Here is a 25,370-nt window from a genome sequence, read left to right as displayed (position 1 = left end):
GATCCGCCGCTCAGCACACCCGCCAGCGGCTCTCCCACCCGGCGAGCCGGGCGAGCCCCATCGCGCCGTCCTCGATCCGGGCGGCGGATCTGGCCAGCAGCGGCGCCGGCTCGCGGAAGCCGAAGCGCCGCATGGTCTCGCTCACCAGGGCCGCGATCGCGGCCTCGGTCTGGGCCGGAATCGTCCGGTGCGCCAGCTCGTTCGGCGGAAGGTCCCGGCCCGGCGCTACCACGGCGTCCCAGGACTGCCCCCAGGCGAGTTTGGCGAAGCGCTCGCGCGTCTCGAAGGTGTGCGTCTCGATGCGCGCGCGGTATTCCGGCGCCTCGCCGCGGAACGGCTCCGGGTCGAGCCCGCGCGCCCAGGCCGCCTCATCGAGGGCGTGGCCGATGCGGCGGGGATGACCTGCAACCTGGCGGTGCACCCGCAGCGCCCGCAGGCGGCGCGAGGCCTCGACCGCGACCGGCCCGGAGGAGCGGTTGCTGCGGTAGCCCGCGGCTTGCGCACCGATCAGGTCGCCCAAGCGGTCGCCGAGACCGAGGGCCTCGACGATGCGGCCGACGAGCGGCTCCGCCGAGCGCCGGTCGGCGAGCGGCACCGCCGTGACCCGGCCGTCCGCGGCCTCGGCCCAGGGCGCGACCAGCGCCCGGTAGTCGATCCGGCCGGAGCGCCAGTGCAGCGCCAGGTAGTCGCGAAAGCTGCCGGTCTCGCGGATGAGCTGGGCGCGGTGGGCGTAGGCCGAGTTCAGGAAGGCGAAGGGCGGCTTGACCACCATCAGCACCTCCGGTGCGAAGCCGCGCCGCGCCAGGATCTCCCGCAGGGTCTCGGGCACGCCGAAGCGGGGGCGCTGCACCGAGAAGTCCTCGTAGGAGAGGATCACCGTGTCGGCCCGGGTCCGCCGCAGGGCCTCGTCGAGGCGTCCGAGCACGACGCTGCGCTCGGCGCGCGGACGGCGCCCGTCGAGGACTTCGCCGAGCGGCTGGTGGTTGACGTCCCGGTCGGGATGAGAGCCCGGCGGCGCGAGTTCGGGGTAGAGCAGCCCGGCCTCCGCGAGCCTCGGCCTGAGGCCGGCCAGCACCTCCTGAAGGGCGGTGGAGCCCGTCCGCGGCATTCCGATGTGGATGATTGCACGGCGCATGCTAATCGTTTCGTCTCCGCTCTGCGGCGGGTGCCCGGCCCGCCTCGTGGTCCTCTCCCCCTCGACGTGTGACGATGATCGACCTGACGCTCGACGCTGCCCGAACCATCGTGGCGACCGCCCTGGAGGCGGCGCGCGCGCGCGGCCTGCAGCCGCTCGCGGTGGTTGTATATGATGCCCGCGGGTCTCTGAAATGTGTCCAGGTGGAGGACGGCACCTCGCTGCGCCGGGCCGAGGTGGCGATGGGCAAGGCGAACGGGGCGCTCGCCCTCGGGCTCGGCTCGCGGGCGCTGCACAAGCGGGCCGAGGTTCAGGCCTACTTCCTCACGGCGGTCGCGGAGGTCGCGGGCCCGGCGGGCCTCGTGCCGGTCCCGGGCGGCGTGCTGATCCGCGCCCGCGACGGGCGGCTCCTCGGCGCCGTCGGCGTCTCGGGCGACACCTCGGACAACGACGAGGCCTGCGCGGTGGCCGGCATCGAGGCGGCGGGCCTCGTGCCGGAGACCGGCGCCTGATATCCTTGCGCCGCCGCGACTTCGTCTCCGGCGCGGCGGCGCTCGCCGCCCTGCCCCGCCCGGCGCGGGCCGTGGGCGCGCCGCTCTACCGGCGCGGCAACGACGCCGATCCCGAGACGCTCGACCCGCACCGCTCCTCGACGGTGGCCGAGGCGCACATCCTGCGCGACCTCTTCGAGGGGTTGCTGACCTACGACAACCGGGGCGCCATCATACCGGGCGCGGCCGAGAGCTGGACGATATCGGACGATCGCCGCACCTACACCTTCCGGTTGCGGACCGAGGGGCGCTGGTCGAACGGCGAGCCGGTCGAGGCGGGGGCCTTCGTGTACGCGCTGCGCCGGATCCTCGCCCCCGCGACGGCGGCGAAATACGCCGAGGTGCTCTTTCCGATCCGCAACGCCGCCGCGGTGAATGCCGGCGCGATGTCCCCGGATCAGCTCGGCGTCACGGCGCCGGACCCGCGCACCCTGGTGATCGCGCTCGACAACCCGACGCCGTACCTCCTCGAACTCCTCACCCACCAGACCAGCCTTCCGGTGCACCCGGCCTCCGTCGAGCGGTTCGGCGACGCCTTCACGCGGCCGGGCAACCTCGTGTCCAACGGACCCTATCGGCTGCGCGACCTCGTTCCGAACGACCGGATCACGCTCGTGCGCAACCCGCATTTCCACGCGGTCGCCGAGGTCGCGATCCCGGAGGTCGCCTTCCTGCCGACGCCGGATCTGGCCAGCGCGGTGCGACGGTACGCGGCCGGCGAGATCGACTCGCTCGCCGATCTGCCCGGTGACCAGATGGCGGCGCTCAAGCGCCGCTTCGGCGATCAGGTCGTGCTCGGGCCCGGTCTCGGCCTCTACGCGCTGGCGGTGAACACCCGCAAGGCGCCCTTCTCGGACCCGCGGGTGCGCCGCGCCCTCTCGCTCGCGATCGACCGGCCTTATCTGGCGGAAGCGCTCTGGGGCGGCACGATGAGCCCGGCCTGGTCCTTCTGCCCGCCGGGGCTCGACAATTACCGCGCCCCGCCCGAGACCGAGGGGCGCCGGGGCTTTCCGATCGACCACGAGGCGGAGGCGCGGCGCCTGCTGGCCGAGGCCGGGTTCGGGCCGGGCCGCCCCTTGCGGGTCGAGTACCGCTTCAACACCACGGACAACAACCGCAACACCGCGGTGGCTTTGGCCGAGATGTGGCGCGCGCTCGGGATCGAGACGCGCTTCGTCTACACCGACGCCAAGACGCATTTCGCCTATCTGCGCGACGGCGGCGACTTCGATATCGCCCGGATGTCGTGGATCGCCGACTATTCCGACCCGCAGAACTTCCTGTTCCTGCTCCGCTCCGGCAACGACGGGATGAATCCCGGCCGCTTCGCCGATCCGGCCTACGACGCGCTCCTCGACGCCTCTGCCCGCGAGCCGGACATCACGGCCCGCGCCGACCTGCTCTGGCGCGCCGAGGCGATCCTGATGCGCGACCTGCCCTGGATCCCGGTGATGCACACCCGCTCCAAGGCGCTGATCAGCCCGCGGCTGCATGGCTACCACCCGAACCTCCGCAACGCCGCGCCGACGCGGTTCCTGAGGCTGGAGGGATGATGGGATCGATGCTCCGCGCGCTCGAGGCGGGCCCCCGCCCATGATCGGCCTCGTCCTCCGCCGCCTCGCGCAGGCCGTGCCCACCCTCCTCCTCGTCGTCGCCGCGAGCTTCTTCCTGATGCGGCTCGCGCCCGGCGGCCCGTTCGACCTCGAACGTCCCCTCGCGCCGGCCGCGATGGAGAACCTGCGCCGGGTCTACGGGCTCGACCAGCCGCTCCTCGTCCAGTTCGGCCGCTACCTCGGTGCCCTGGCGCGGGGTGATCTCGGACCCTCCTTCTCGTTCCGCGATCTGACCGTGGCCGATCTCCTCGCCCGCGGGCTGCCGGTCTCGCTGACGCTCGGCGCGCTTGCCCTCCTCCTCGCCCTGGGGATCGGCATCGGGTTCGGCTGCCTCGCGGCCCTGCGGCAGGGCGGCGCCACCGACCGCGCCGTCACCCTGCTGGCGGGCTTGAGCCTCTCCCTGCCGAGCTTCGTCGTGGCGCCTCTCCTGCAGATCGGCTTCGGACTCGCCCTGCACTGGCTGCCGCTCGGCGGCTGGGGTGGGGGCGCGCCGGGCCACCTCGTCCTGCCGGTGATCACCCTCGCCCTGCCCCAGATCGGCGCGGTGGCGCGGCTCACCCGGGCCTCCCTCGCCGAGGCGCTCCGCGCCCAGCCGGTGCGGACCATGCGCAGCCTCGGGCTCCCTCCGGGCCGGGTGCTGCGCCACGCGCTGCGCGGCGCGCTCCTGCCGGTGATCGCGCTGGCCGGGCCGCTTGCCACCGGCCTGCTCACCGGGTCCGTGGTGGTCGAGACGGTGTTCGGGCTGCCCGGCATCGGGCGCTACTTCGTTGAGGGGGCGCTCAACCGCGACTACACGCTGGTGATGGGCACGGTGCTGCTCGTCGGCGTGTTCGTCGTCGTGCTGAACCTCGCGGCCGACCTCGCCGCTGCCTGGGCCGACCCGCGCCTGCGGGGGCGCGCGTGAGCGCGCCGGGCCGCGGCGTGCTCCGTCGCCTCGGCCGCGGGGCGTGGGCAAGCCTTGCCGTGCTCGTCCTCGTGGCGCTGGCCTGCTTGGTCGGCCCGCTGCTCACCGGCCACGCGCCCGAGCGCGCCTATCCGGATCTGCGCCAGCTCGGCGCGGGGCTCGGACCTCAGCCGGCGCCCGACCGGATCGGACCGGCGCTGGAACGCCTCGCCTACCGGATGCGGGCACGGCTCGAAGGGTTCGAACAGGGCCCGGATTCCGTCCGCCTCGTCCTCGGCTCGGACGAGCCGGTGGACCGGCGCGGCCTCGTCTACCTGCCGCGCTCCGACCTGTTCGGCGAGGCCCGGGTGGTCGAGGCGTCCGCCGACGGGCGCCGCCTCGTCGTCGAGGCGCCGCTGCGGCGGCTGCACTTCCCCCTCGGCACCGACGTGCACGGGCGCGACCTCCTCACCCGCAGCCTCGTGGCGGGCCGGGTCTCGCTCCTGATCGGCCTCACGGCGACGCTCGTCGCCCTTGTCGTCGGAGTCGCCTACGGGGCGGTGGCGGGCTTCGCGGGCGGCGCGGTCGATGCCGTGATGATGCGGCTCGTGGACGTGCTCTACGCCCTGCCCTTCGTGTTCTTCGTGATCGTGCTGGTGGTGTTCTTCCGCCCCGGCCTCGGGCTGATCCTCTTCGCCATCGCGGCGGTCGAGTGGCTCGACATGGCCCGCATCGTGCGCGGGCAGGCGCAGGCCCTGAAGGCCTGCGACTTCGTCCGCGCGGCGGAAGCGCTGGGGCTGACCGCGCGGCAGATCCTCGTGCGCCACGTGGTGCCGAACGCGCTGGGGCCGATCCTCGTCGCCGCGACCCTGCTGGTGCCCCGGGTGATCCTGCTGGAGAGCTTTCTCTCGTTCCTCGGCCTCGGCGTGCAGGAGCCCGAGACCAGCTGGGGCGTGCTGGTGGCCGAGGGCTCGCGGGCGATCGAATCGGCTCCGCACATGCTGGCGGCCCCGGCCCTCCTGCTGGTCACGACGCTGGTGGCGCTGAACAGCCTCGGCGACGGGCTGGCGGACGCGGTCGATCCGCGGACGGTGCGCCGCATCGCCTGACCAGGCCGGGCGGAGAGCGGAGGAGGATCAGGTGATCGGCGCCGGGTTGAACAGCGTCAGGTCGTTGTAGAGGCCCCAGCGGTCCGACCAGGGCTGCTTGCACCCGCTCGCCACGTCGAGGATCAGGCGGAACAGCTCCCAGCCCATCTCTTCGATCGTCGCCTCGCCGGTGGCGACCTTACCCGCGTCGAGGTCGATCAGGTCGGACCAGCGCCGGGCGAGTTCGCTGCGCGTGGCGACCTTGATCACCGGGGCCTGTGCGAGGCCGTAGGGCGTGCCGCGGCCCGTCGAGAACACCTGAAGCGTGATGCCGGAGGCGAGCTGCAGGGTGCCGCAGACGAAGTCGCTGGCCGGCGTCGCCGCGAAGATCAGCCCCCGCTCGCGCACCCGCTCGCCCGGGGCCAACACGCTCGTGATCGCGCTGGTGCCGGATTTGGCGACCGATCCCAGCGCCTTCTCGACGATGTTGTTGAGCCCGCCGCGCTTGTTGCCGGGCGACGGGTTCGCCCGCCGGTCGGCGCCGCCCTTCTCGAGATAATCGTCGTACCACGCCATCTCGCGGATCAGCGCGTCGGCGACCTCCGGGGTCGCGGCCCGCGGGGTGAGCAGGTGGATCGCGTCGCGCACCTCCGTCACCTCGGAGAACAGCACGGTGGCGCCGCAGCGCACCAGCAGGTCGGCGGCGAAGCCGAGCGCCGGGTTGGCGGTGACGCCCGAGAAGGCGTCGCTGCCGCCGCATTGCAGGCCGACCACGAGGTCGGAGGCCGGACAGGTCTCACGGGTACGCCGGTTCAGCACCTGGAGCCGCGCCTCGGCCATCCGCATGATGCTGTCGATCATGCTGCCGAAACCCTCGTGGCGCTCGTCCTGCAGGCGGACCACGTTCTCCGGATCCTCGGCCGTTCCCTGCCGGCCGGGCACGAGGCGCTCGGAGACGAGCTTCTCGCAGCCGAGGCCCACCACCATGACCGCGCCGCCGAAATTCGGGTTCTGGGCGAGGCTCTGGAGGGTGCGGATCGGGATCACCGCCTCCGGCGCGTTGATGGCGACGCCGCAGCCATAGGCGTGGGTCAGGCCGATCACGTCGTCCACGTTGGGGAAGCGCGGCAGCAATTCCTGCTTGATGCGCCGGATCGCGACGTCGAGCGTGCCGGTCACGCACTGCACGCTGGTCGAGATCGCCAGGATGTTCTTCGTGCCGACGCTGCCGTCCGGATTGCGAAAACCCTCGAAGGTGTAGCCGTCGAGCGGCGGCAGGGGCGCCGGCACGCGGGTACACGTCTCCAGCGCGTCGAGGGCGGGGGCGACCGGCGTCTCGACGCAGGATTCCTCGACCCAGGAGCCGCGCGGGATGTCCCGCAGGGCAATCCCCACCACCTCGCCGTAGCGCACGACGTGGCCGCCCCGCGGCACGTCGGCGAGTGCAACCTTGTGGCCCTGGGGCACGAACTCGGTGAGCGTCAGGCCGTCCGGGAACACCGTGCCGGCCGGCAGCCCGAAGGCGTTGACCACGATCGCGACGTTGTCCTTCGGGTGGACCCGGATCGTGCGGGGGGCGTCGCCGACGGGACGCGGCGGGGCTACCAGATCGCTCAGCATCGGTTTCCTCCGGCGGGACTCCCTTGCACGGAAGGCCCGATTTTCAGATCAGGCTAGTGCCGCCGGGTACGGAGATCCAATGCCGCCTCTGGATCGACCGATGCCGGACGTGCATCGATAAAAGATCACCTTGCCTTCACCGCGCATCGTCCGTGCAGATGGGCACTGGAAACTCCACCCTTTCCCGGACGCCCGGAGCGTCAGCGGAGGGTGATCCGGGATCCGGCGACTGAAGCGCCGCGAAGCGGCTCGATCTTCAGCACCGGCAACCATGCGGACGCTGCGCGTCATCGTGTGCTCGGTCCCGGGTCGCATTCCGCTGACGCTGCATGCACCCGGGAAAGGGCGCGACGGTGCCGGACCGCATCAGTGCTCAAGGTCGCCCACGATGCCGCGCAGCGCGTCGACCAGCGGGTTGTCGTGGTCGCGCCGCCAGCTCAGCATCAGCTCGGCGGGGTGCGGCCGCGGCAGGGCGAGGGGCCGGAAAGCTACGCCCTCGAAGCGCAGGCGCTCGGCCGCCGCCGGCACCAGCGCGAGGCCGATCCCGGCCCGCACCAGCGCCAGGATCGAGTGTATCTGCGTGAGCTGCTGCAGGACGCGCGGCTGCACGCCGGCCTCCGCGAAGAGCGCCGCCACGAGGTCGTGGAAGTAGCTCGCCTCGTGCGGCGCGTAGGCGACGAAGGCCGCGCCGCGAAAATCCTCCGGCGTCAGCGCGGACCGGCCCGCCAGCGCGTGCCCGGCCGGCACCGCCGCGATCAGCGGCTCGGCCAGCGCGCGGGCCGTCTCCAGCTCGGGATGCGTCACCATCGGACGCACGAGCGCCGCGTCGAGCTGGCCTGAGAGCAGGCCCTCGAGCTGGTCCTTCGTCACCATCTCGCGCAAGCTCAGCGTGACATCGGGCAGGGCGGCCCGGCAGGCGGTGACGAGGCGGGGCAGGAAGTCGTAGGCGGAGGCCGCCGTGAAGCCGAGCTTGAGCACGCCCGCCCGCCCCGCCGCCACCTGCCGGGTGACGTGCGCGGCGGTCTCGGCGAGCCTGAGGATCCGCTGCGCCTCGGGCAGGAAGCTGCGCCCGGCCGCAGTGAGCCGCACCGAGCGGCTCGTGCGGTCGAGGAGCTGGGCGTCGAGCACGCGCTCCAGAACCTGGATCTGCCGGGAGAGGGGCGGCTGCGTCATGTTCAGCCGGGCGGCGGCCCGGCCGAAATGCAGCTCCTCGGCGACCGCCACGAAGCAGCGCAGCTGGCTGAAATCGAACATGCCCGCAACCCTACGACAAGGGCCGCGGGGAAGCCCCGCGGCCGCCGAGATGAGCACAGGTTTGTCTCCGGGCCGGCGCCTCAGCGCAGCTCGACCCGGCGGATCTCGCCGACCACCACGAGGTAGCAGAAGCAGGCCACCAGCGCGTTGAGACCGACGAAGATCAGCGCCCCGTTGAACGAGCCCGTGCTCTGCACGATGTAGCCGATCGCGATCGGGGTGGTGATGCCGGCGGTATTGCCGAACGTGTTGAACAGGCCGCCCGAGAGGCCGCCGCTCTCCCGCGGCGAGGTGTCCGAGACCACGGCCCAGCCGAGCGCCCCGATGCCCTTGCCGAAGAAGGCCAGCGCCATCAGGCCGACCACGACGGCGTCCGCCTGCACGTAGTTGCAGCCGATGATCGACATCGACAGCAGCATGCCGCCGACGATCGGGATCTTGCGGGCGGCGGTGAGCGAGTGGCCGCGGCGCAGAAGCATGTCGGAGATGACGCCGCCCAGGATGCCGCCGACGAAGCCGCACAGCGCCGGAAGCACCGCCGCGAAGCCTGCCTGCAGGATCGACAGCCCGCGCTCCTTCACGAGGTAGACCGGGAACCACGTCAGGAAGAAGTAGGTCAGCGTGGTGATGCAGTACTGGCCCACATAGATGCCGAGCAGCATGCGGTTGGCCAGCAGCTGCTTCAGCGTGCGGCCGACATTGGCCTGCCTGGCCGAGCCCTGGCCGTCCATGTCGAGCAGCGCGCCGCCCCGCTCGATGTAGTCGCGCTCGGCCGCGTTCATGCTCGGATGGTCCTTCGGGCCGTGGATCACCTGGGTCCAGAGCAGCGCGAAGGCGATGCCGAGCGCGCCCATCATGGTGAAGACGTGGTGCCAGCCGAAATGGTGGACCACCCAGGCCATGAGCGGCGTGAACAGCACGGTGGCGAAGTACTGTGCCGAGTTGAAGAAGGCCGAGGCCATGCCCCGCTCCTTGGCGGGGAACCACGCTGCCGTGATGCGGGCGTTGGCGGGAAAGACCGGCGCCTCGGCGAGGCCGACGGCCAGCCGCAGCGCGAACAGCAGCGCGACCGCGGTGGCGCCCGTGAAGAAGCCGACCGCGCCCTGCACCAGCGTGAAGGCCGACCACAGGAAGATCGCGGCCGCGTAGACCCACTTCACGCCGTAGCGGTCGAGCAGCCAGCCGCCGGGGATCTGGGCGAGCACGTAGGACCACGCGAAGGCCGAGAACACGTAGCCCATCTGCACGGCGTCGAGCCCGAGATCCTTCGACAGGGCGGGGCCCGCGATCGAGATGGTCGCGCGGTCGGCGTAGTTGATCGTCGTGGCGACGAACAGCATCAGGACGATGGAGATCCGGACGCGGCTTCGCCGGGCATCGGACACGGCAAGGCCGGCGCTCGTCTGCGCGCTCATGGGCAATTCCTCCCAGCATGGGCCGCCCGGCTTTTGCCGTGACGGGCGAAGAAACCTGAGGATTCTCCGCAGATGCCAGAGTGGTCGTCCGACTCTTCCGGGTCCAACTCAAAGACTGGATGGATCGATGCCGGGCGCGCATCGATCGAGGACTTTGCGCGATGCCCCTTTCCCGGACGCCTGGAGCGAAGCGGAAGGTGATCCGGGATCCAGCGCAAGGAGACGCGGAGCGCCCGAACCCTGCAACGTTGCTCAAGATCGCGCCGCTGCGCGGCACTTCATCCTCTGGATCCCGGATCACCTTCCGCTGACGCTCCAGGCGTCCGGGAAAAGGGCGGTCCGCCAAACGAGAAAGGGCGGCCCCGCGGGGCCGCCCTCTGTGCTTCGTCTCTCCGGAGCGGATCACTCCGCCGCGGGCGAGAACTCCTCGATCTGGCCGGCACCGCTCTCGGCCTGCTTCTGCTGCAGGATGAGGTTGTCGCGGCGGCGCGCGATCGAGCGGATGTCCGCCACCAGGGAGCCCGTGCCGGCCGGGATGAGCGAGCCGACGATGACGTTCTCCTTGAGGCCTTCCAGCGTGTCGACCTTGCCGTTGACCGCCGCTTCCGTGAGGACGCGGGTGGTCTCTTGGAACGAGGCCGCCGAGATGAACGACTTCGTCTGCAGCGAGGCCTTGGTGATGCCGAGCAGCACCGGCACGCCCACGACCGGCTTCTTGCCCTCGGCCAGAAGCTTCTCGTTGATGTCGGTCAGCTCGGTCCGGTCGATCTGGTCACCCGGGATGATGTCCGAATCGCCGCTCTCGGTGACTTCCACCTTCTGCAGCATCTGCCGGACGATCACCTCGATGTGCTTGTCGTTGATCGACACGCCCTGGAGCCGGTAGACCTCCTGGATCTCGTTGACGAGGTAGGCGGCAAGCTCCTCCACGCCCTTGATCGCCAGGATGTCGTGCGGCGCCGGGTTGCCGTCGACGATGTAGTCGCCGAGCTCCACCACGTCCCCGTCCTGCAAGTGGATGTGCTTGCCCTTGGGGATCAGGTACTCGACCGTCTCCGAACCGTCGTGCGGCGTCAGCGAGAGCCGGCGCTTGTTCTTGTAGTCCCGGCCGAAGGCGATCGTGCCCGACTTCTCGGCGATGATCGCCGCGTCCTTCGGGCGGCGCGCCTCGAACAGCTCCGCCACCCGCGGCAGACCGCCGGTGATGTCGCGGGTCTTGGCCGAGTCGGTCGAGACGCGGGCCAGGATGTCGCCGGCCTTCACCGTGCCGCCCGGGTCGTAGCCGATGATGGCGTCGACGGGCAGGAGGTAGCGGGCCTCCGAGCCGCGCGGCAGGCGGATCGGCTTGCCGTCCTGGTCCACGATGACCATCGCGGGCTTGAGGTCCGAGGTCCGGGCCGAACCGCGCCAGTCGATGACGACGCGCTTCGAGATGCCCGTCGACTCGTCGGCCGTCTCGGTGATCGACTGGCCGTCGTAGAGGTCCTCGTAGGCCACGACGCCGTCCACCTCGGCGACGATCGGACGGGTGTAGGGATCCCACTCGGCGATCCGCTGCCCGCGCTTGATCTTGTCGCCCTCGTCGACCCGCACCTTGGCGCCGTACTGCAGGCGGTGCACCGCCCGCTCGGCCCCGTCCGAGCCCACGATCACCACGGCCACGTTGCGGCCGGTGGCGATGAGGTCGCCGTCCGAGTTCTTCGCGAGCGCCCGGTTGCGGATCCGGATGGTGCCCTCGAAGCTCGACTCGATGAAGGACGAGTCCGCGATCTGCGCCGCACCGCCGATGTGGAAGGTGCGCATGGTGAGCTGGGTGCCCGGCTCGCCGATCGACTGCGCCGCGATGACGCCGACGGCCTCGCCCATGTTGACGGGCGTGCCGCGGGCGAGGTCGCGCCCGTAGCAGGTGGCGCAGACGCCGCTCTTGGTGGCGCAGACGAGCACCGAGCGGATCTTCACCTCCTGGATGCCGGCGGCGGTGATCGCCGGCAGGTGGCGCTCCTCGATGGTCTCGCCGGTCTTGACGATGACCGTGCCGTCCTGCGCGACCAGATCCTCCGCCGTGGCGCGGCCGAGGATGCGGGTGGCGAGCGTGGCCACGACCTGACCCGCGTCGATGATGGCGCGCATCCGGATGCCGTTGGTGGTGCCGCAATCCACCTCGCGGATCACCGCGTCCTGCGCCACGTCGACGAGGCGGCGGGTGAGGTAGCCCGAGTTGGCGGTCTTGAGCGCCGTGTCGGCCAGACCCTTCCGGGCGCCGTGGGTCGAGTTGAAGTACTCGAGAACGTCGAGGCCTTCCTTGAAGTTCGAGATGATCGGGGTCTCGATGATCTCGCCCGAGGGCTTCGCCATCAGGCCGCGCATCGCCGCGAGCTGCTTCATCTGCGCCGGCGAGCCGCGGGCGCCCGAGTGGCTCATCATGTAGATCGAGTTGACCTGCTTGTCGGCGCCGTTCTCGTCCTTCTGCACCGACGAGATCCGGCCCATCATCTCCTGGGCCAGCTTGTCGGAGCACTTCGCCCAGGCGTCGACGACCTTGTTGTACTTCTCGCCCTGGGTGATCAGGCCGTCGTTGTACTGCTGCTCGTAATCCTTCACGAGCGTGCGGGTCGCGTCGACGATCGACCACTTGTTGTCCGGCACCACCATGTCGTCCTTGCCGAACGAGATGCCGGCGCGGAAGGCGTGGCTGAAGCCGAGCGCCATGATGCGGTCGCAGAAGATCACCGACTCCTTCTGACCGCAGTGGCGGTAGACGGTGTCGATCATCGCCGAGATCTCCTTCTTGGTCATCAGCTTGTTGACGACGTCGAAGGGCACCTTGCGGTGCTTCGGGAGCGCGCCCGAGAGGATCACGCGGCCCGGGGTGGTCTCGTAGATCTGGGTCAGCGGCTCGCCGTCCGGGCCGATGCCCTTCCAGCGCCACTTGATCTTCGAGTGCAGCGAGACGGCCTTGGCGGCCAGAGCGTGCTCCAGCTCGCCGATGTCGCCGTAGACGCCCTGCATCGGGTTCTGCTTGTTGTCGGCGTTGTACGCGCCGACCGCGCCCTCGGCGACGATCGAGAGGTAGTACAGGCCGAGCACGATGTCCTGCGACGGCACGATGATCGGCTGGCCGTTCGCGGGGTGCAGGATGTTGTTGGTCGACATCATCAGGACGCGCGCCTCCAGCTGAGCCTCGAGGCTCAGGGGGACGTGCACGGCCATCTGGTCGCCGTCGAAGTCGGCGTTGAACGCGGCGCAGACCAGCGGGTGCAGCTGGATCGCCTTGCCCTCGATCAGCTTCGGCTCGAAGGCCTGGATGCCGAGGCGGTGCAGCGTCGGCGCGCGGTTCAGCATCACCGGGTGCTCGCGGATCACCTCATCGAGGATGTCCCAGACCTCCGGCTTCTCCTTCTCGACGAGCTTCTTGGCCTGCTTGACGGTGGCCGAGAATCCCTTGGCGTCGAGGCGCGCGTAGATGAAGGGCTTGAACAGCTCCAAGGCCATCTTCTTCGGGAGGCCGCACTGGTGCAGCTTCAGCTCGGGGCCGACCACGATGACCGAGCGGCCCGAATAGTCGACGCGCTTGCCGAGCAGGTTCTGGCGGAAGCGGCCCTGCTTGCCCTTCAGCATGTCGGCGAGCGACTTCAGCGGGCGCTTGTTGGCGCCCGTGATGACGCGGCCGCGGCGGCCGTTGTCGAACAGCGCGTCCACCGCCTCCTGAAGCATGCGCTTCTCGTTGCGGATGATGATGTCGGGCGCGCGCAGCTCGATCAGCCGCTTCAGGCGGTTGTTGCGGTTGATGACGCGGCGGTAGAGGTCGTTGAGATCCGACGTCGCGAAGCGGCCGCCGTCCAGCGGAACCAGCGGGCGCAGGTCCGGCGGGATGACGGGGACGACCGTCAGGATCATCCACTCGGGCCGGTTGCCCGACATCTGGAACGCCTCGATGATCTTGAGGCGCTTCAGGAGCTTCTTGGGCTTCAGCTCCGAGGTGGTGACGGCGATCTCCTCGCGCAGATCGTTGGCGATCTTGTCGAGGTCGAGCTCCTGCAGGATGCGCCGGATGGCCTCGGCGCCGATCATCGCCGTGAACGAATCCTCGCCGTACTCCTCCTGAGCGCGCAGGTACTCCTCCTCCGAGAGGAGCTGGCGCTCCTTCAGGGGCGTGAGGCCCGGCTCGATGACGCAGTACGACTCGAAGTACAGGATCCGCTCAAGGTCCTTGAGCGCCATGTCGAGCAGCAGGCCGATGCGCGAGGGCAGCGACTTGAGGAACCAGATGTGCGCGACCGGGGCGGCCAGCTCGATATGGCCCATGCGGTCGCGCCGGACGCGCGCCAGCGTCACCTCGACGCCGCACTTCTCGCAGATGACGCCCTTGTACTTCATGCGCTTGTACTTACCGCACAAGCACTCGTAGTCCTTGATGGGCCCGAAGATGCGCGCGCAGAACAGGCCGTCGCGCTCGGGCTTGAAGGTGCGGTAGTTGATCGTCTCGGGCTTCTTGATCTCGCCGTAGGACCACGAGAGGATCTTCTCGGGGCTGGAGATCGAGATCTTGATCTGGTCGAAGCTCTGGGGCTGGGCCTGCTGGTTGAAAAGGTTCATGACCTCTTGGTTCATGATCCACTCCTTGGCTCGACGGGCCGCGCCGCGCCTGCGCCGCCACGTCCGAAAAACACCCTCGGCGCAGCGCCCTGCCGGACGCCGCTGGCCGTCTCAAACCGTCGGAGGCCCCGCCCCTCCCCGCTCGAACCGTGCCGGCGCGTCACCGGCACGGGAGGTGTCGTCTGTCGCTACTCGGCGGCGTTGGCGGGCGGCTCGAGCTGGTCGTTGGCCGCCTGCTGCTGCTTGGAGCTCGTCAGCTCGACGTTGAGGCCGAGCGAGCGCATCTCCTTCACCAGCACGTTGAAGCTCTCGGGGATGCCGGCCTCGAAGGTGTCGTCGCCGCGGACGATCGCCTCGTAGACCTTGGTGCGGCCGGCCACGTCGTCCGACTTCACCGTGAGCATCTCCTGCAGCGTGTAGGCCGCGCCGTAGGCCTCCAGCGCCCAGACCTCCATCTCGCCGAAGCGCTGGCCGCCGAACTGCGCCTTGCCGCCCAGCGGCTGCTGGGTGACGAGCGAGTACGGGCCGATCGAGCGCGCGTGAATCTTGTCGTCCACGAGGTGGTGGAGCTTCAGCATGTAGATGTAGCCCATGGTGACCTTGCGGTCGAAGGGCTCGCCGGTGCGACCGTCGTAGAGGGTCGACTGCGCCGAGCGGTCGAGCCCGGCCATCTCCAGCATCTGCTCGATGTCGGCTTCCTTGGCACCGTTGAACACCGGCGTCGCCATCGGCACGCCGCGGCGGAGGTTGTTGCCGACCTCGGCGTACTCCTCGTCCGTCAGGCCCTCGAGCTCGTGGGGGGAGTAGATCGCCTTCATCTCCTCCTTCAGCGGCGCGATGTCCTGCGTCTTCAGATAGGCATCGACCGCCTTGGACACCTTGCGACCCAGGCCCGCAGCCGCCCAGCCGAGGTGCGTCTCGAGGATCTGACCGACGTTCATGCGGCTCGGCACGCCGAGCGGGTTGAGCACGATGTCGGCGTGCGTGCCGTCCTCAAGGAACGGCATGTCCTCGATCGGCACGATGCGCGACACCACGCCCTTGTTGCCGTGGCGGCCGGCCATCTTGTCGCCGGGCTGGATCTTGCGCTTCACCGCCACGAAGACCTTGACCATCTTCATGACGCCGGGCGGGAGCTCGTCGCCGCGCTGCAGCTTCTCGACCTTGTCGAGGAAGCGCTGCTCGAGGCGCTTCTTCGACTCGTCGTACTGCTTCTGCATCGCCTCCATCTCGGTCATGAGACGGTCGTCGACGACGGCGAACTGCCACCATTGCGAGCGCGGGTACTCGCTCATCACCTCGCGGGTGAGCACCGTGTCCTTGCGGAAGCCGCGCGGACCGGCGATCGGGGCCTGGCCGATGAGCGTGTCGGCGAGCCGCGCGTAGGTGTTGCGGTCGAGGATCGCCTGCTCGTCGTCGCGGTCCTTGGCGAGGCGCTCGATCTCCTCGCGCTCGATCGCCTGGGCGCGCTCGTCCTTGTCGACGCCGTGGCGGTTGAACACCCGGACCTCGACGATCGTGCCCGTGACGCCGGGGGGCACGCGCAGGGACGTGTCGCGCACGTCGGACGCCTTCTCGCCGAAGATGGCGCGAAGGAGCTTCTCCTCCGGCGTCATCGGGCTCTCGCCCTTCGGCGTGATCTTGCCGACCAGGATGTCGCCCGCGTGCACCTCGGCGCCGATATAGACGATGCCGGCCTCGTCGAGGTTCTTGAGCGCCTCCTCCGAGACGTTCGGGATGTCGCGGGTGATCTCCTCCGGGCCCAGCTTGGTGTCGCGGGCCATCACCTCGAACTCCTCGATGTGGATCGAGGTGAACACGTCATCCTTCACGATCCGCTCGGAGAGCAGGATCGAGTCCTCGAAGTTGTAGCCGTTCCACGGCATGAACGCGACGAGCACGTTCCGGCCGAGCGCCAGCTCGCCGAACTCGGTGGACGGTCCGTCGGCGATGATCTCGCCCTTCTTCACGAACTCGCCGACGCGGACCAACGGCTTCTGCGTGATGCAGGTCGACTGGTTGGAGCGCTGGAACTTCTGCAGGCGGTAGATGTCGACGCCCGGCTTGTTGGCGTCGGCCTCCTCGGTGGCCCGGATGACGATACGGGTGGCGTCCACCTGGTCGATGATGCCGGTGCGGCGCGCCGCGATGGCGGCGCCGGAGTCGCGAGCGACCACGGCCTCCATGCCGGTGCCGACGAAGGGCGCGTCGGCGCGGACCAGCGGCACCGCCTGGCGCTGCATGTTCGAGCCCATCAGCGCCCGGTTGGCGTCGTCGTTCTCGAGGAACGGGATCAGCGCCGCGGCAACCGAGACGAGCTGCTTCGGCGACACGTCCATGAGATCGACGCGCTCGGGGCCGACGACGATGACCTCGCCGGCGCGACGGCAGACCACCAGCTCCTCGGTGAGCTTGAAGTTCTCGTCCATCTGGGCGTTGGCCTGGGCGACGTAGTACTTCGCCTCCTCCATGGCCGACAGATAGGCGACCTCGGTGGTGACCACGCCGTCCTTCACGCGGCGGAACGGGGTCTCGATGAAGCCGTACTTGTTCACGCGGGCGAAGGTCGCCAGCGAGTTGATCAGGCCGATGTTCGGGCCTTCCGGCGTCTCGATCGGGCAGATGCGGCCATAGTGCGTCGGGTGCACGTCGCGCACCTCGAAGCCGGCGCGCTCGCGGGTCAGGCCGCCCGGGCCGAGGGCCGACAGGCGGCGCTTGTGCGTCACCTCGGAGAGCGGGTTGGTCTGGTCCATGAACTGCGAGAGCTGGCTGGAGCCGAAGAACTCGCGCACGGCCGCGGCCGCGGGCTTCGCGTTGATCAGGTCCTGCGGCATCACCGTGTCGATGTCGACCTGGCTCATGCGCTCGCGGATGGCGCGCTCCATGCGGAGCAGGCCCAGACGGTACTGGTTCTCCATCAGCTCGCCGACCGAGCGGACGCGGCGGTTGCCGAGGTGGTCGATGTCGTCGATCTCGCCCTTGCCGTCGCGCAGCTCGACGAGCGCCTTGACGACCGCCAGCATGTCCTCCTTGCGGAGCGTCCGGACGGTGTCGGCGGCGTCGAGGTCGAGGCGCATGTTCATCTTCACGCGGCCGACCGCGGAGAGGTCGTAGCGCTCGGCGTCGAAGAACAGCGAGTGGAACATCGCCTCGGCCGTCTCCAGCGTCGGCGGCTCGCCCGGGCGCATCACGCGGTAGATGTCGAACAGCGCGCCCTCGCGGGCCGAGTTCTTGTCCACGGCGAGCGTGTTGCGGATGTAGGGGCCGACGTTGACGTGGTCGATGTCGAGCACCGGCAGCGCGGTGATGCCGACCTCGTCGAGCGCCTTGAGGAGCTTCTCGGTGATCTCCTCGCCGGCCTCGGCCCAGATCTCGCCGGTCTGCATGTTGACGAGATCCTCGGCCACGTACTGGCCGACGAGGTCCTCGTCCGTGGCACGCAGGAACTTCGTGCCCTTCTCGGTGATCTGGCGGGCGTTGCGGGCGTTGAGCTTCTTGCCCGCCTCCAGCACCACCTCGCCCGAATCGGCGTCGATCAGGTCTACGGAGGCCTTGAAGCCCTTCAGGCGCTCGGCGTCGAACGGCACGCGCCAGTCGGCGCCGTCCCGGTCGTAGGTCACGTGGTTGTAGAAGGTCGAGAGGATCTCCTCGCCGTCGAGGCCCAGCGCGAACAGCAGCGAGGTGACCGGAAGCTTGCGCTTCCGGTCGATGCGCACGTGCACGATGTCCTTGGCGTCGAACTCGACGTCGAGCCAGGAGCCGCGATACGGGATGATGCGGGCGGCAAACAGCAGCTTGCCCGACGAGTGCGTCTTGCCCTTGTCGTGGTCGAAGAACACGCCCGGGGACCGGTGCATCTGCGAGACGATGACGCGCTCGGTGCCGTTGACGATGAAGGTGCCGTTCTCCGTCATCAGGGGCATGTCGCCCATGTAGACGTCCTGCTCCTTGATGTCCTTGACCGACTTCGCCTGGGTGTCCGGATCGACGTCGAACACGATCAGGCGCAGCGTCACCTTCAGCGGGGCCGCGAAGGTGATGCCGCGCTGGCGGCACTCGTCGACGTCGTACTTCGGCGGCTCGAAGGTGTAGCGCACGAACTCGAGCAGCGACGTCGAGGCGAAGTCCGAGATCGGGAACACCGACTTGAACACGCTCTGGAGGCCCTCGTCGCCCCGGCCACCCTCGGGCTCGTCCACCATCAGGAACTGGTCGTAGGACGCCTTCTGAACCTCGATGAGGTTCGGCATCTCGGCGACTTCCTTGATCTTGCCGAAGAACTTCCGAATGCGCTTGCGACCGACCAGCGTGTTGGCCATGTGACCTCGCTCCTACCCGCGTCCTGGTGGTCCGGGGAAACCGTCGTTCCCGCGCCGGACCCGTGACGCGCGCCCCGCCGGACCGCGCCACCCGTCTCGAATTCCTGTCCGGACCCGTTCCAGGGCCCGCCGGTCGCGTCCGACGACCCGGGGGTCGTCCGAAGCGACCTTAGCCCGCGGGTGGCGACACCCGCGGGCTCCGGTCACGATCGGCTGTGGACAAGCCGCCGTGGAGGGGTGGGCCGGGTGCGGCCCACCGGGGTCTTACTTGAGCTCGACCTTGGCGCCGGCCTTCTCGAGCTGGGCCTTGAGCTTCTCGGCCTCGTCCTTGGCGACGCCCTCCTTGACGGGCTTCGGCGCGCCCTCGACCAGGTCCTTGGCCTCCTTGAGGCCGAGGCCGGTGATCGCGCGGACCTCCTTGATGACCTCGATCTTCTTGTCGCCGGCGGAGGCGAGCACGACCGTGAACTCGGTCTGCTCCTCGGCGGCGGCAGCGGCGCCACCACCGGCGGCCGGGCCGGCGGCCACGGCGACGGCAGCAGCGGCCGAGACGCCCCACTTCTCCTCGAGCATCTTGGCGAGGTCGGCGGCCTCGAGAACGGTCAGCGACGAGAGGTCGTCGACGAGCTTGGCGAGATCAGCCATGATTCACTGTCCTTGATATCGGTTTGAACGGAAGGGTTTTAAAGGGGCGAACGGCCTCAGGCCGCCTCGTCCTTCTTGGCATAGGCCCCGAACACGCGGGCGAGCTTGGCCGCCGGCGCGTTGGTGAGCTGGGCGAGCTTGGTCGCGGGCGCCTGGATGAGGCCCACGAGCTTGCCGCGCAGTTCGTCCAGGGACGGGAGCGAGGCCAGGGCCTTCACGCCGTCCGGGTTCAGGGCAGTCGTTCCCATCGCGCCGCCGAGAATCACGAGCTTGTCGTTCGTCTTGGCGAAGTCCACCGCGACCTTGGCGGCGGCGACCGGGTCGCCCGAATAGGCGAGCAGGGTCGGGCCCTTCAGGAGGGGCTTGATGGAGGCGACGTCAGTGCCATCGAGAGCGAGGCTCGCAAGGGTGTTCTTTGCGACCTTCACGGTGGCGCCGGCCTGCTTCATCTGCGCGCGCAGCTTCTGCATGTCGGCGACCGTGAGGCCCTTGTAGTGGGCCACGACGACGACGGCGTTGTTCGCGAACACGCCGTTGAGCGTCGAGACGAGATCAGCTTTTGCTGTCCGGTCCACTGGGGCTCTCTCCGGTTGGCGGAACCCGGGAGGGGTCCGCCGGTTGCATATGCCGCCGGGAACGGACGCGGTCGGTAGAGACCGGTAACGTCCTCGTGCGACGCTTCGCGGCCCTGTTCCCGGATGCCGCCCGTCTCCGGGCCGCCTCCAGGGCGAGTGGGTTCAAACCGATGCCTCTCCGCGGCAGGGCCACGGCGAGGGTCTTGAATTCGGTCATCCCCGTCTGTGCAGGTCGGGTGGATTAAGCCGGGAGCCGGCACCTGCAGTCTCGGACAGGACATGGCCGGATGAGGCCCCGCGAGACTTCTCAGTCCGCGTCGCCGTCCGGCCATCCCGCTCGGTCGCCCGAGCGGATCTCATGATGGAGCGCAGCCATACGGCTCCGTTCCATGGGATCATGTGATTGCGTGAGCGGGTGTATAGAGGCCTGCAAGCGCCTTGCCAAGAGGCGGAACGCGACTTTTGCGCCGCAGGCAAGGTTGCTGTGCCGGGCGCGGCTCAGGCCGCCTCGCGCTCCGGCACGAAGCGGCGCCGGGCGTTCTCCCACCAGGTCCGCTCGCGCGCCTCCTTCGCCTCCGCGGCCTTGGCTGCGTAGAACGAGGCGTTGTGCTCGCCGCGCAGGGCCTCGCGGGTGAAGCGGATCAGGTGGTGGGCGACGAAGCCCATGTTGAACACCGCCTCGATCTGCCCGCGCCTGAGGGCGTAGCCCGCCGCCTGCCAGAACGGCCGGCGGTAGTCGGAGACGATGCCGACCCGCGTGATGATGTTGAAGCCGAGGATCAGGCCGCGGCGCAGGTTCGTGAAGGTGAGCTTGCCCTTGGTCGGCGTCTTGATCCGGTGCGGGTAGGTGACGGCGCACTGGTGCTTGAAGCGCTCGAAGATCTTGTCCGGCTCGTAGGCGTGCGCGATGGCGCGGCGCCACGAGCTCACCACCGCGTCGTGCGGACGCTTGAACAGCACGTTCGATTCGAGGCTGGCGTCGTGCAGGAGCCGGCCCTCCCGCTCCAGCCTGTCCCAGAGCGGGGTCTTGGGCAGCGCCTGCAGCAGGTTGATCGTCAGGACCGGGATCGCCGAGCGGTCGATGAAGTCGATCAGGTTCTGCTCGGACTTGTCGGTGTCGGTATCGAGGCCGAGGATGATGCCCGAGGTCACCTCGAGCCCGTAGGAGTTCAGGGTCTCGATCGCCTCGTACATCGGCACGGCGGCGTTGTGGGTCTTGTCGATCCCCTTGAGGGCGTCCGCCTCCGGCGTCTCGATGCCGACGAACACCGTCATGAAGTTCGCCTGCCGCATCAGCTCGAGGATCTCGGGCTGCTTGGCCATGTTCAGCGTCGCCTCGCAGGCGAACTGGAGCGGGTAGTCGTTCTTCTTCTGCCACGCCACGAGGTGGGGCAGCATGTCCCGCGTCGCCTTGCGGTTGCCGATGAAGTTGTCGTCCACGAAGTAGACCACCGCCGGGTGGCCGGGCTGGCTGATGATGGCGTCGAGCTCGGCGCACATCTGCTCGGGGCTCTTCAGCCTGGGCTGGCGCCCGTAGAGCTGCGGGATGTCGCAGAACTCGCAGCGATAGGGGCAGCCCGAGGAGAATTGCAGCGAGCCGATCAGGTAGCGCTTGAGCGGCGCGTGCTCGTAGGCGGGTGCCGGGAAGTCGGCGAGCGCGAGCCGGTCCTTCGTCTCCAGGGAGACCTGGGCGGCGGGGCGCGCGACGTCGCGGTCGAGGATCTCGATGAGCCGGTCGGTGGCGTCGCCGATCTCGCCGAGATGCAGGTAGTCGAAGTCGTCGTACTTCTCGGGCGCGCCGGAGACCGAGGGACCACCCAGCACCGCGACCTTGCCGGCCGCGTGCGCGCGCTCGCGGATGTCGTGGATCTGCGGCTCCTGGATGTGCATGCCGGAGACGAAGACCGCGTCCGCCCAGGCGAAGTCCGCCGGGCCCGCCCGGCGGATATTCTCATCGATGAAGCGGCATTCCCAGGCCTCGGGCATGTAGGCCGCGATCAGCAGGAGCCCCTGTGGCGGCATGAAGGCCTTGACGCCCCCCATCAATGGGTAGGCGTGCGAGAATGTGCCGAAGGACGGCGTGTAGGCGGGGAAGACGCAGAGGATGCGTCGCTTGGAGGAGACCGGAAGGGAGCATCGCATGGGGCGCTATCTAGCACAGCCCCGCGCGATGGCGCCCCCCTCGGTGTTGAGATTGGTGTGAGGGAGAGCGTGATGCGGTGCCGCTGCGCGGCGCTTCTGGTGCTGGATCCCGGATCGGGTTCCGCTTCGCTCCACCCGTCCGGGAAAAGGGCGGTGCAGAATTGAGCGCCACGCCCTTTCCCGGACGCCCGGAGCGCCAGCGGAGGGTGATCCGGGATCCAGCACAGGAAGCGCCGCGCAGCGGCTCAGAATGCCAGATCGGCGTACAGGTCGCGCCAGCCCGGGTTCATCCCCTCGATCAGCGCGAGCTTCCAGGCCTGGCGCCAGCGCTTGATCGCGTATTCCCGGTGGCGAGCGTCGAGGATGCGGGGATAGCCCTCGTACCAGACCAGCAACGTCACGCCGTGATCGCGCGTGAAGCCCGGCAGCGCACCGGTCCGATGCTCCCAGACACGGCGGGCCAGATCAATCGTGGAGCCGGTGTAGAGCGTGCCGTTCCGCTGGCTCGCCAGCATGTAGACGTGCGATACCCGCTCCATCGCACGCCCCCGCAACGGAAAACGCCCGGCCGAATCGGCCGGGCGCTCCCGCAACGTAGCAGGTTTGCAAACCTCGCCTCAGGCGGTCAGGACCGTGTTCGGCTCGACCTTCACGCCCGGGCCCATCGTCGAGGTGACGGCGATGCGCTGGATGTAGGTGCCCTTGGCGCCGGCCGGCTTCGCCTTGGCGACGGAGTCGGCGAAGGCCTTGATGTTCTCGACGAGCTTCTGCTGGTCGAACGAGACCTTGCCGATGCCGGCGTGGACGATGCCCGCCTTCTCGACGCGGAACTCCACGGCGCCGCCCTTGGCGGCACCCACCGCACCCTTCACGTCCATCGTGACGGTGCCGACCTTCGGGTTCGGCATCAGGCCGCGCGGGCCCAGCACCTTACCGAGGCGACCGACGAGCGGCATCATGTCCGGGGTCGCGATGCAGCGGTCGAACTCGATCTTGCCGCCCTGGACGATCTCGAGGAGATCCTCGGCGCCGACGATGTCGGCACCGGCCGCGCGGGCGTCGTCCGCCTTGGCGCCGCGGGCGAAGACCGCCACGCGGACCGTGCGGCCGGAGCCGTTCGGCAGGTTGCAGACGCCGCGGACCATCTGGTCGGCGTGGCGGGGATCGACGCCGAGGTTCATCGAGATCTCGACGGTCTCGTCGAACTTGGCGTTCGCCTTCGACTTCACCAGCGCGATCGCCTCGTCCAGGCCGTAGAGCTTGGTCGGGTCGATGCCCTCGCGGGCGGCGCGGATACGCTTGCCTTCCTTAGCCATGCTGCCCTCCCTCAGGCCACGATCTCGAGGCCCATGGCCCGCGCGGAGCCACGGATCATCGCGACGGCCGAATCGACCGAGTCGCAGTTCAGGTCGGGCATCTTCTTCTCGGCGATCTCGCGGAGCTGCGCTTCCGTGATCTTGCCGACGGTCGGGCCCTTGCCGGGGGTCTTCGAGCCGGAGGCCGGCTTCTTGCCGATCTTCAGGCCGACGGCCTTCTTCAGAAAGAAGGTGACCGGGGGCTGCTTCATCTCGAAGGTGAAGGAGCGGTCCTGATACGCGGTGATGATCACCGGGATCGGGGTGCCCTTCTCCATCTGCGCGGTCTTCGCGTTGAAGGCCTTGCAGAATTCCATGATGTTGAGGCCGCGCTGACCGAGCGCGGGGCCGATCGGCGGCGACGGGTTGGCGGCGCCGGCCGGGACCTGAAGCTTCACGTAGCCCGTGATCTTCTTCGCCATGGGAGAACTCCCAAGAATTGCGCGTCGCCGCACTGCCTAGGCGCGGGCGGACGGGCGATTGCAGGTCGCGGTACGGACCGTTGAACCCCGGCGGCGATCCGGGCGGGCCTCCCGCGAACGATGCCGAGGGGGCTCGTGCCCCAACGGCGTTTCACGGCGTGGCCAGGGCCGCGCCGGGAAAAGCGACGATCAAGTCAGTGCTGACTGATCGGAAAAGCCGGCCCGATCAGACCTTCTCGACCTGGCCGTATTCCAGCTCGACCGGGGTGGCGCGGCCGAAGATCGAGACGGCGACCTTGAGGCGGGAGCGGGTGTCGTCCACTTCCTCGACGGTGCCGTTGAAGCTGGCGAAGGGGCCGTCCGAGACGCGGACCGTCTCGCCGACCTCGAAAGAGATCGAGGGCTTCGGGCGGTCGACGCCCTCGGCGACCTGGCCCTTGATCCGCTCGGCCTCGGCGTCCGGGATCGGCACCGGCTTCGACTTGTCGGCGCCGAGGAAGCCCGTGACCTTCGGGGTGTTCTTGATCAGATGGTAGACCTCGTCGGTGAGGTCGCACTTCACCAGGACGTAGCCGGGGAAGAACTTACGCTCGGCATCCACCTTCCGGCCGCGCCGCACCTCGACGACCTTCTCGGTCGGCACCATCACCTCGTCGAAGAGGTCGGTCAGCCCGCGCTGGGCCGCCTGATCCTTGATGGACTGGGCGACCTTGTTCTCGAAGTTCGAGTAGGCGTGGACGATGTACCAGCGCTTCGACACGGTTCAGTTCAACTCCGGACCAATCTGGCGACCCCGCGGATCGCGCTCATCTCTAGAGGCCGAGGATCAGCCCGACCCCGTAGCGCAGGGCCTGATCGACCACCGTGAAGAACACGCTCGCCAGGATCACCATCACGAAGACCATGATGGTGGTGACCGTGGTCTCGCGCCGGGACGGCCACGTGACCTTGCGGCCCTCGTCGCGGACCTGGGACAGGAACTCGACCGGGCCGACGCGCTTGGGCGCCGGGCGCTGCGGCGGCACCTGACGGGAGGGCGCAGGCGTGCCCGTGCCCCGCGGCGCGCCGCGGGCCGTGTCCACCTTCTTGCTCGCTTCGTTCGATGCCATGGCGCCAGGGTCTTGGTTCTTGACGACGGTGATCGAGCCCACCCGGACACCGCCTCCGGGAACGGGCCATCGGGTGCCGGGGGCTCATGCCCAGCCCGCACCGACGGCCTCTCAGGATCTCGGAGTGCGCCCGCTCTAGCGCAAGTCGACAGGCTTGTCGACAGTGCGGCGTCGTGCGGGCCGGCGGAGAGGGAAAGGCAGGAAAATCGAACTGGCAGGAGTGGAGGGACTCGAACCCGCAACCTCCGGTTTTGGAGACCGGCGCTCTGACCAGTTGAGCTACACTCCTGCGCGGCGCCTCGCGGCGCGCGGCCTGCTCAATGCCGCAAGCCGGGCCGGGATGCAAGCGTATCGTGATACGCCGGAGGCGATTCCCGCAGGCTCGAACAGAAAAGGGCCGGCCCAACGGCCGGCCCCTTCCAAGTCGCGACTGCGAGGCGCGCGAGCGAAGCCGCGCGCCCAATCCGAAGAGACTACTCGGTGATGGCGGCGACGACGCCGGCGCCGACGGTGCGGCCGCCCTCGCGGATGGCGAAACGCAGCTTCTCCTCCATGGCGACCGGCACGATCAGCGCGACGTCCATGGTCACGTTGTCGCCCGGCATCACCATCTCGGTGCCCTCGGGCAGCGTGCACACGCCGGTCACG

19 protein-coding genes and 1 tRNA gene are annotated in these 25,370 nt (G+C 69.3%); 4 read left to right on the top strand and 16 right to left on the bottom strand.

The features are described from left to right. Positions 1 to 10 precede the first annotated feature (10 nt). The gene (locus MFF56_RS18725) at positions 11 to 1,135 is read right to left on the bottom strand and encodes a hypothetical protein (RefSeq protein ID WP_066920537.1); all 1,125 of its coding nucleotides are present in this window, start codon (positions 1,133 to 1,135) and stop codon (positions 11 to 13) included. Positions 1,136 to 1,209: 74 nt separating this feature from the next. Between MFF56_RS18725 and MFF56_RS18720 the strand changes: the two genes are divergently transcribed. From MFF56_RS18720 to MFF56_RS18705, 4 genes are read left to right on the top strand one after another with little or no spacing between them, the layout of a single operon-like run. Next, positions 1,210 to 1,647, top strand: a complete 438-nt coding sequence (locus tag MFF56_RS18720; protein ID WP_066920539.1) for a GlcG/HbpS family heme-binding protein — start codon at positions 1,210 to 1,212, stop codon at positions 1,645 to 1,647. Beyond that, positions 1,647 to 3,239 (top strand): peptide ABC transporter substrate-binding protein, encoded by a 1,593-nt coding sequence (locus MFF56_RS18715; RefSeq protein ID WP_066920560.1) that lies wholly within the window; start codon positions 1,647 to 1,649, stop codon positions 3,237 to 3,239. Before MFF56_RS18720 ends, MFF56_RS18715 begins: the two co-directional genes overlap by 1 nt. 40 nt (positions 3,240 to 3,279) lie before the next feature. Beyond that, on the top strand, positions 3,280 to 4,203 hold the full coding sequence (locus MFF56_RS18710) for an ABC transporter permease (protein ID WP_066920541.1): 924 nt from the start codon (positions 3,280 to 3,282) through the stop codon (positions 4,201 to 4,203). Further along, positions 4,200 to 5,291, top strand: a complete 1,092-nt coding sequence (locus MFF56_RS18705) for an ABC transporter permease (protein WP_066920543.1) — start codon at positions 4,200 to 4,202, stop codon at positions 5,289 to 5,291. Before MFF56_RS18710 ends, MFF56_RS18705 begins: the two co-directional genes overlap by 4 nt. A gap of 27 nt (positions 5,292 to 5,318) precedes the next feature. On the opposite strand, the gene garD is transcribed toward MFF56_RS18705, so the two are convergent. The 15 genes from garD to MFF56_RS18630 form a co-directional block, all read right to left on the bottom strand. After that, positions 5,319 to 6,890 carry a galactarate dehydratase gene (garD, locus tag MFF56_RS18700; RefSeq protein WP_066920545.1) on the bottom strand — a complete coding sequence of 524 codons (1,572 nt, stop codon included), beginning with the start codon at positions 6,888 to 6,890 and terminating at the stop codon, positions 5,319 to 5,321. 366 nt (positions 6,891 to 7,256) lie between these two features. Continuing rightward, positions 7,257 to 8,144, bottom strand: a complete 888-nt coding sequence (locus MFF56_RS18695; protein WP_238230572.1) for a LysR family transcriptional regulator — start codon at positions 8,142 to 8,144, stop codon at positions 7,257 to 7,259. Between the two features lie 80 nt (positions 8,145 to 8,224). Then, positions 8,225 to 9,559 (bottom strand): MFS transporter, encoded by a 1,335-nt coding sequence (locus MFF56_RS18690; RefSeq protein ID WP_066920549.1) that lies wholly within the window; start codon positions 9,557 to 9,559, stop codon positions 8,225 to 8,227. 402 nt (positions 9,560 to 9,961) lie between these two features. Next, the gene (rpoC, locus tag MFF56_RS18685) at positions 9,962 to 14,170 is read right to left on the bottom strand and encodes a DNA-directed RNA polymerase subunit beta' (protein WP_066920551.1); all 4,209 of its coding nucleotides are present in this window, start codon (positions 14,168 to 14,170) and stop codon (positions 9,962 to 9,964) included. A gap of 173 nt (positions 14,171 to 14,343) precedes the next feature. Continuing rightward, positions 14,344 to 18,474 (bottom strand): DNA-directed RNA polymerase subunit beta, encoded by a 4,131-nt coding sequence (gene rpoB / locus MFF56_RS18680; RefSeq protein ID WP_066920553.1) that lies wholly within the window; start codon positions 18,472 to 18,474, stop codon positions 14,344 to 14,346. A gap of 264 nt (positions 18,475 to 18,738) precedes the next feature. Beyond that, the gene (gene rplL / locus MFF56_RS18675) at positions 18,739 to 19,119 is read right to left on the bottom strand and encodes a 50S ribosomal protein L7/L12 (RefSeq protein ID WP_066920555.1); all 381 of its coding nucleotides are present in this window, start codon (positions 19,117 to 19,119) and stop codon (positions 18,739 to 18,741) included. Positions 19,120 to 19,175: 56 nt separating this feature from the next. Continuing rightward, positions 19,176 to 19,694: a 50S ribosomal protein L10 gene (gene rplJ, locus MFF56_RS18670; RefSeq protein ID WP_066920557.1), complete on the bottom strand. Its 519-nt coding sequence runs from the start codon at positions 19,692 to 19,694 to the stop codon at positions 19,176 to 19,178. Between the two features lie 498 nt (positions 19,695 to 20,192). Further along, complete coding sequence (locus tag MFF56_RS18665) at positions 20,193 to 21,836, bottom strand: B12-binding domain-containing radical SAM protein (protein WP_238230570.1); 1,644 nt, start codon at positions 21,834 to 21,836, stop codon at positions 20,193 to 20,195. Between the two features lie 245 nt (positions 21,837 to 22,081). Further along, entirely contained in the window at positions 22,082 to 22,375 is a 294-nt protein-coding gene (locus MFF56_RS18660; protein ID WP_066922307.1) for a GIY-YIG nuclease family protein, read from the bottom strand. 78 nt (positions 22,376 to 22,453) lie between these two features. Then, complete coding sequence (rplA, locus tag MFF56_RS18655; RefSeq protein WP_066922304.1) at positions 22,454 to 23,152, bottom strand: 50S ribosomal protein L1; 699 nt, start codon at positions 23,150 to 23,152, stop codon at positions 22,454 to 22,456. A gap of 11 nt (positions 23,153 to 23,163) precedes the next feature. Continuing rightward, positions 23,164 to 23,613 carry a 50S ribosomal protein L11 gene (gene rplK, locus MFF56_RS18650; RefSeq protein ID WP_066922303.1) on the bottom strand — a complete coding sequence of 150 codons (450 nt, stop codon included), beginning with the start codon at positions 23,611 to 23,613 and terminating at the stop codon, positions 23,164 to 23,166. Between the two features lie 226 nt (positions 23,614 to 23,839). Beyond that, a complete protein-coding gene (gene nusG / locus MFF56_RS18645) occupies positions 23,840 to 24,373 on the bottom strand; it encodes a transcription termination/antitermination protein NusG (RefSeq protein ID WP_066922300.1) in 534 nt (177 codons plus the stop codon). 52 nt (positions 24,374 to 24,425) lie between these two features. Further along, complete coding sequence (gene secE, locus MFF56_RS18640) at positions 24,426 to 24,722, bottom strand: preprotein translocase subunit SecE (RefSeq protein ID WP_066922309.1); 297 nt, start codon at positions 24,720 to 24,722, stop codon at positions 24,426 to 24,428. Between the two features lie 212 nt (positions 24,723 to 24,934). After that, positions 24,935 to 25,011, bottom strand: a tRNA-Trp gene (locus tag MFF56_RS18635). Positions 25,012 to 25,195: 184 nt separating this feature from the next. Beyond that, positions 25,196 to 25,370, bottom strand: a 175-nt coding sequence (locus MFF56_RS18630; RefSeq protein ID WP_505744315.1) for an EF-Tu C-terminal domain-related protein, incomplete at its 5' end; no start/stop codon positions are given.

The organism is Methylobacterium hispanicum, from assembly GCF_022179285.1.
GTDB lineage: Bacteria > Pseudomonadota > Alphaproteobacteria > Rhizobiales > Beijerinckiaceae > Methylobacterium > Methylobacterium hispanicum.
Note: the sequence above shows the minus strand (reverse complement) of the source record. Positions and strands in the feature narration are given on the sequence as shown.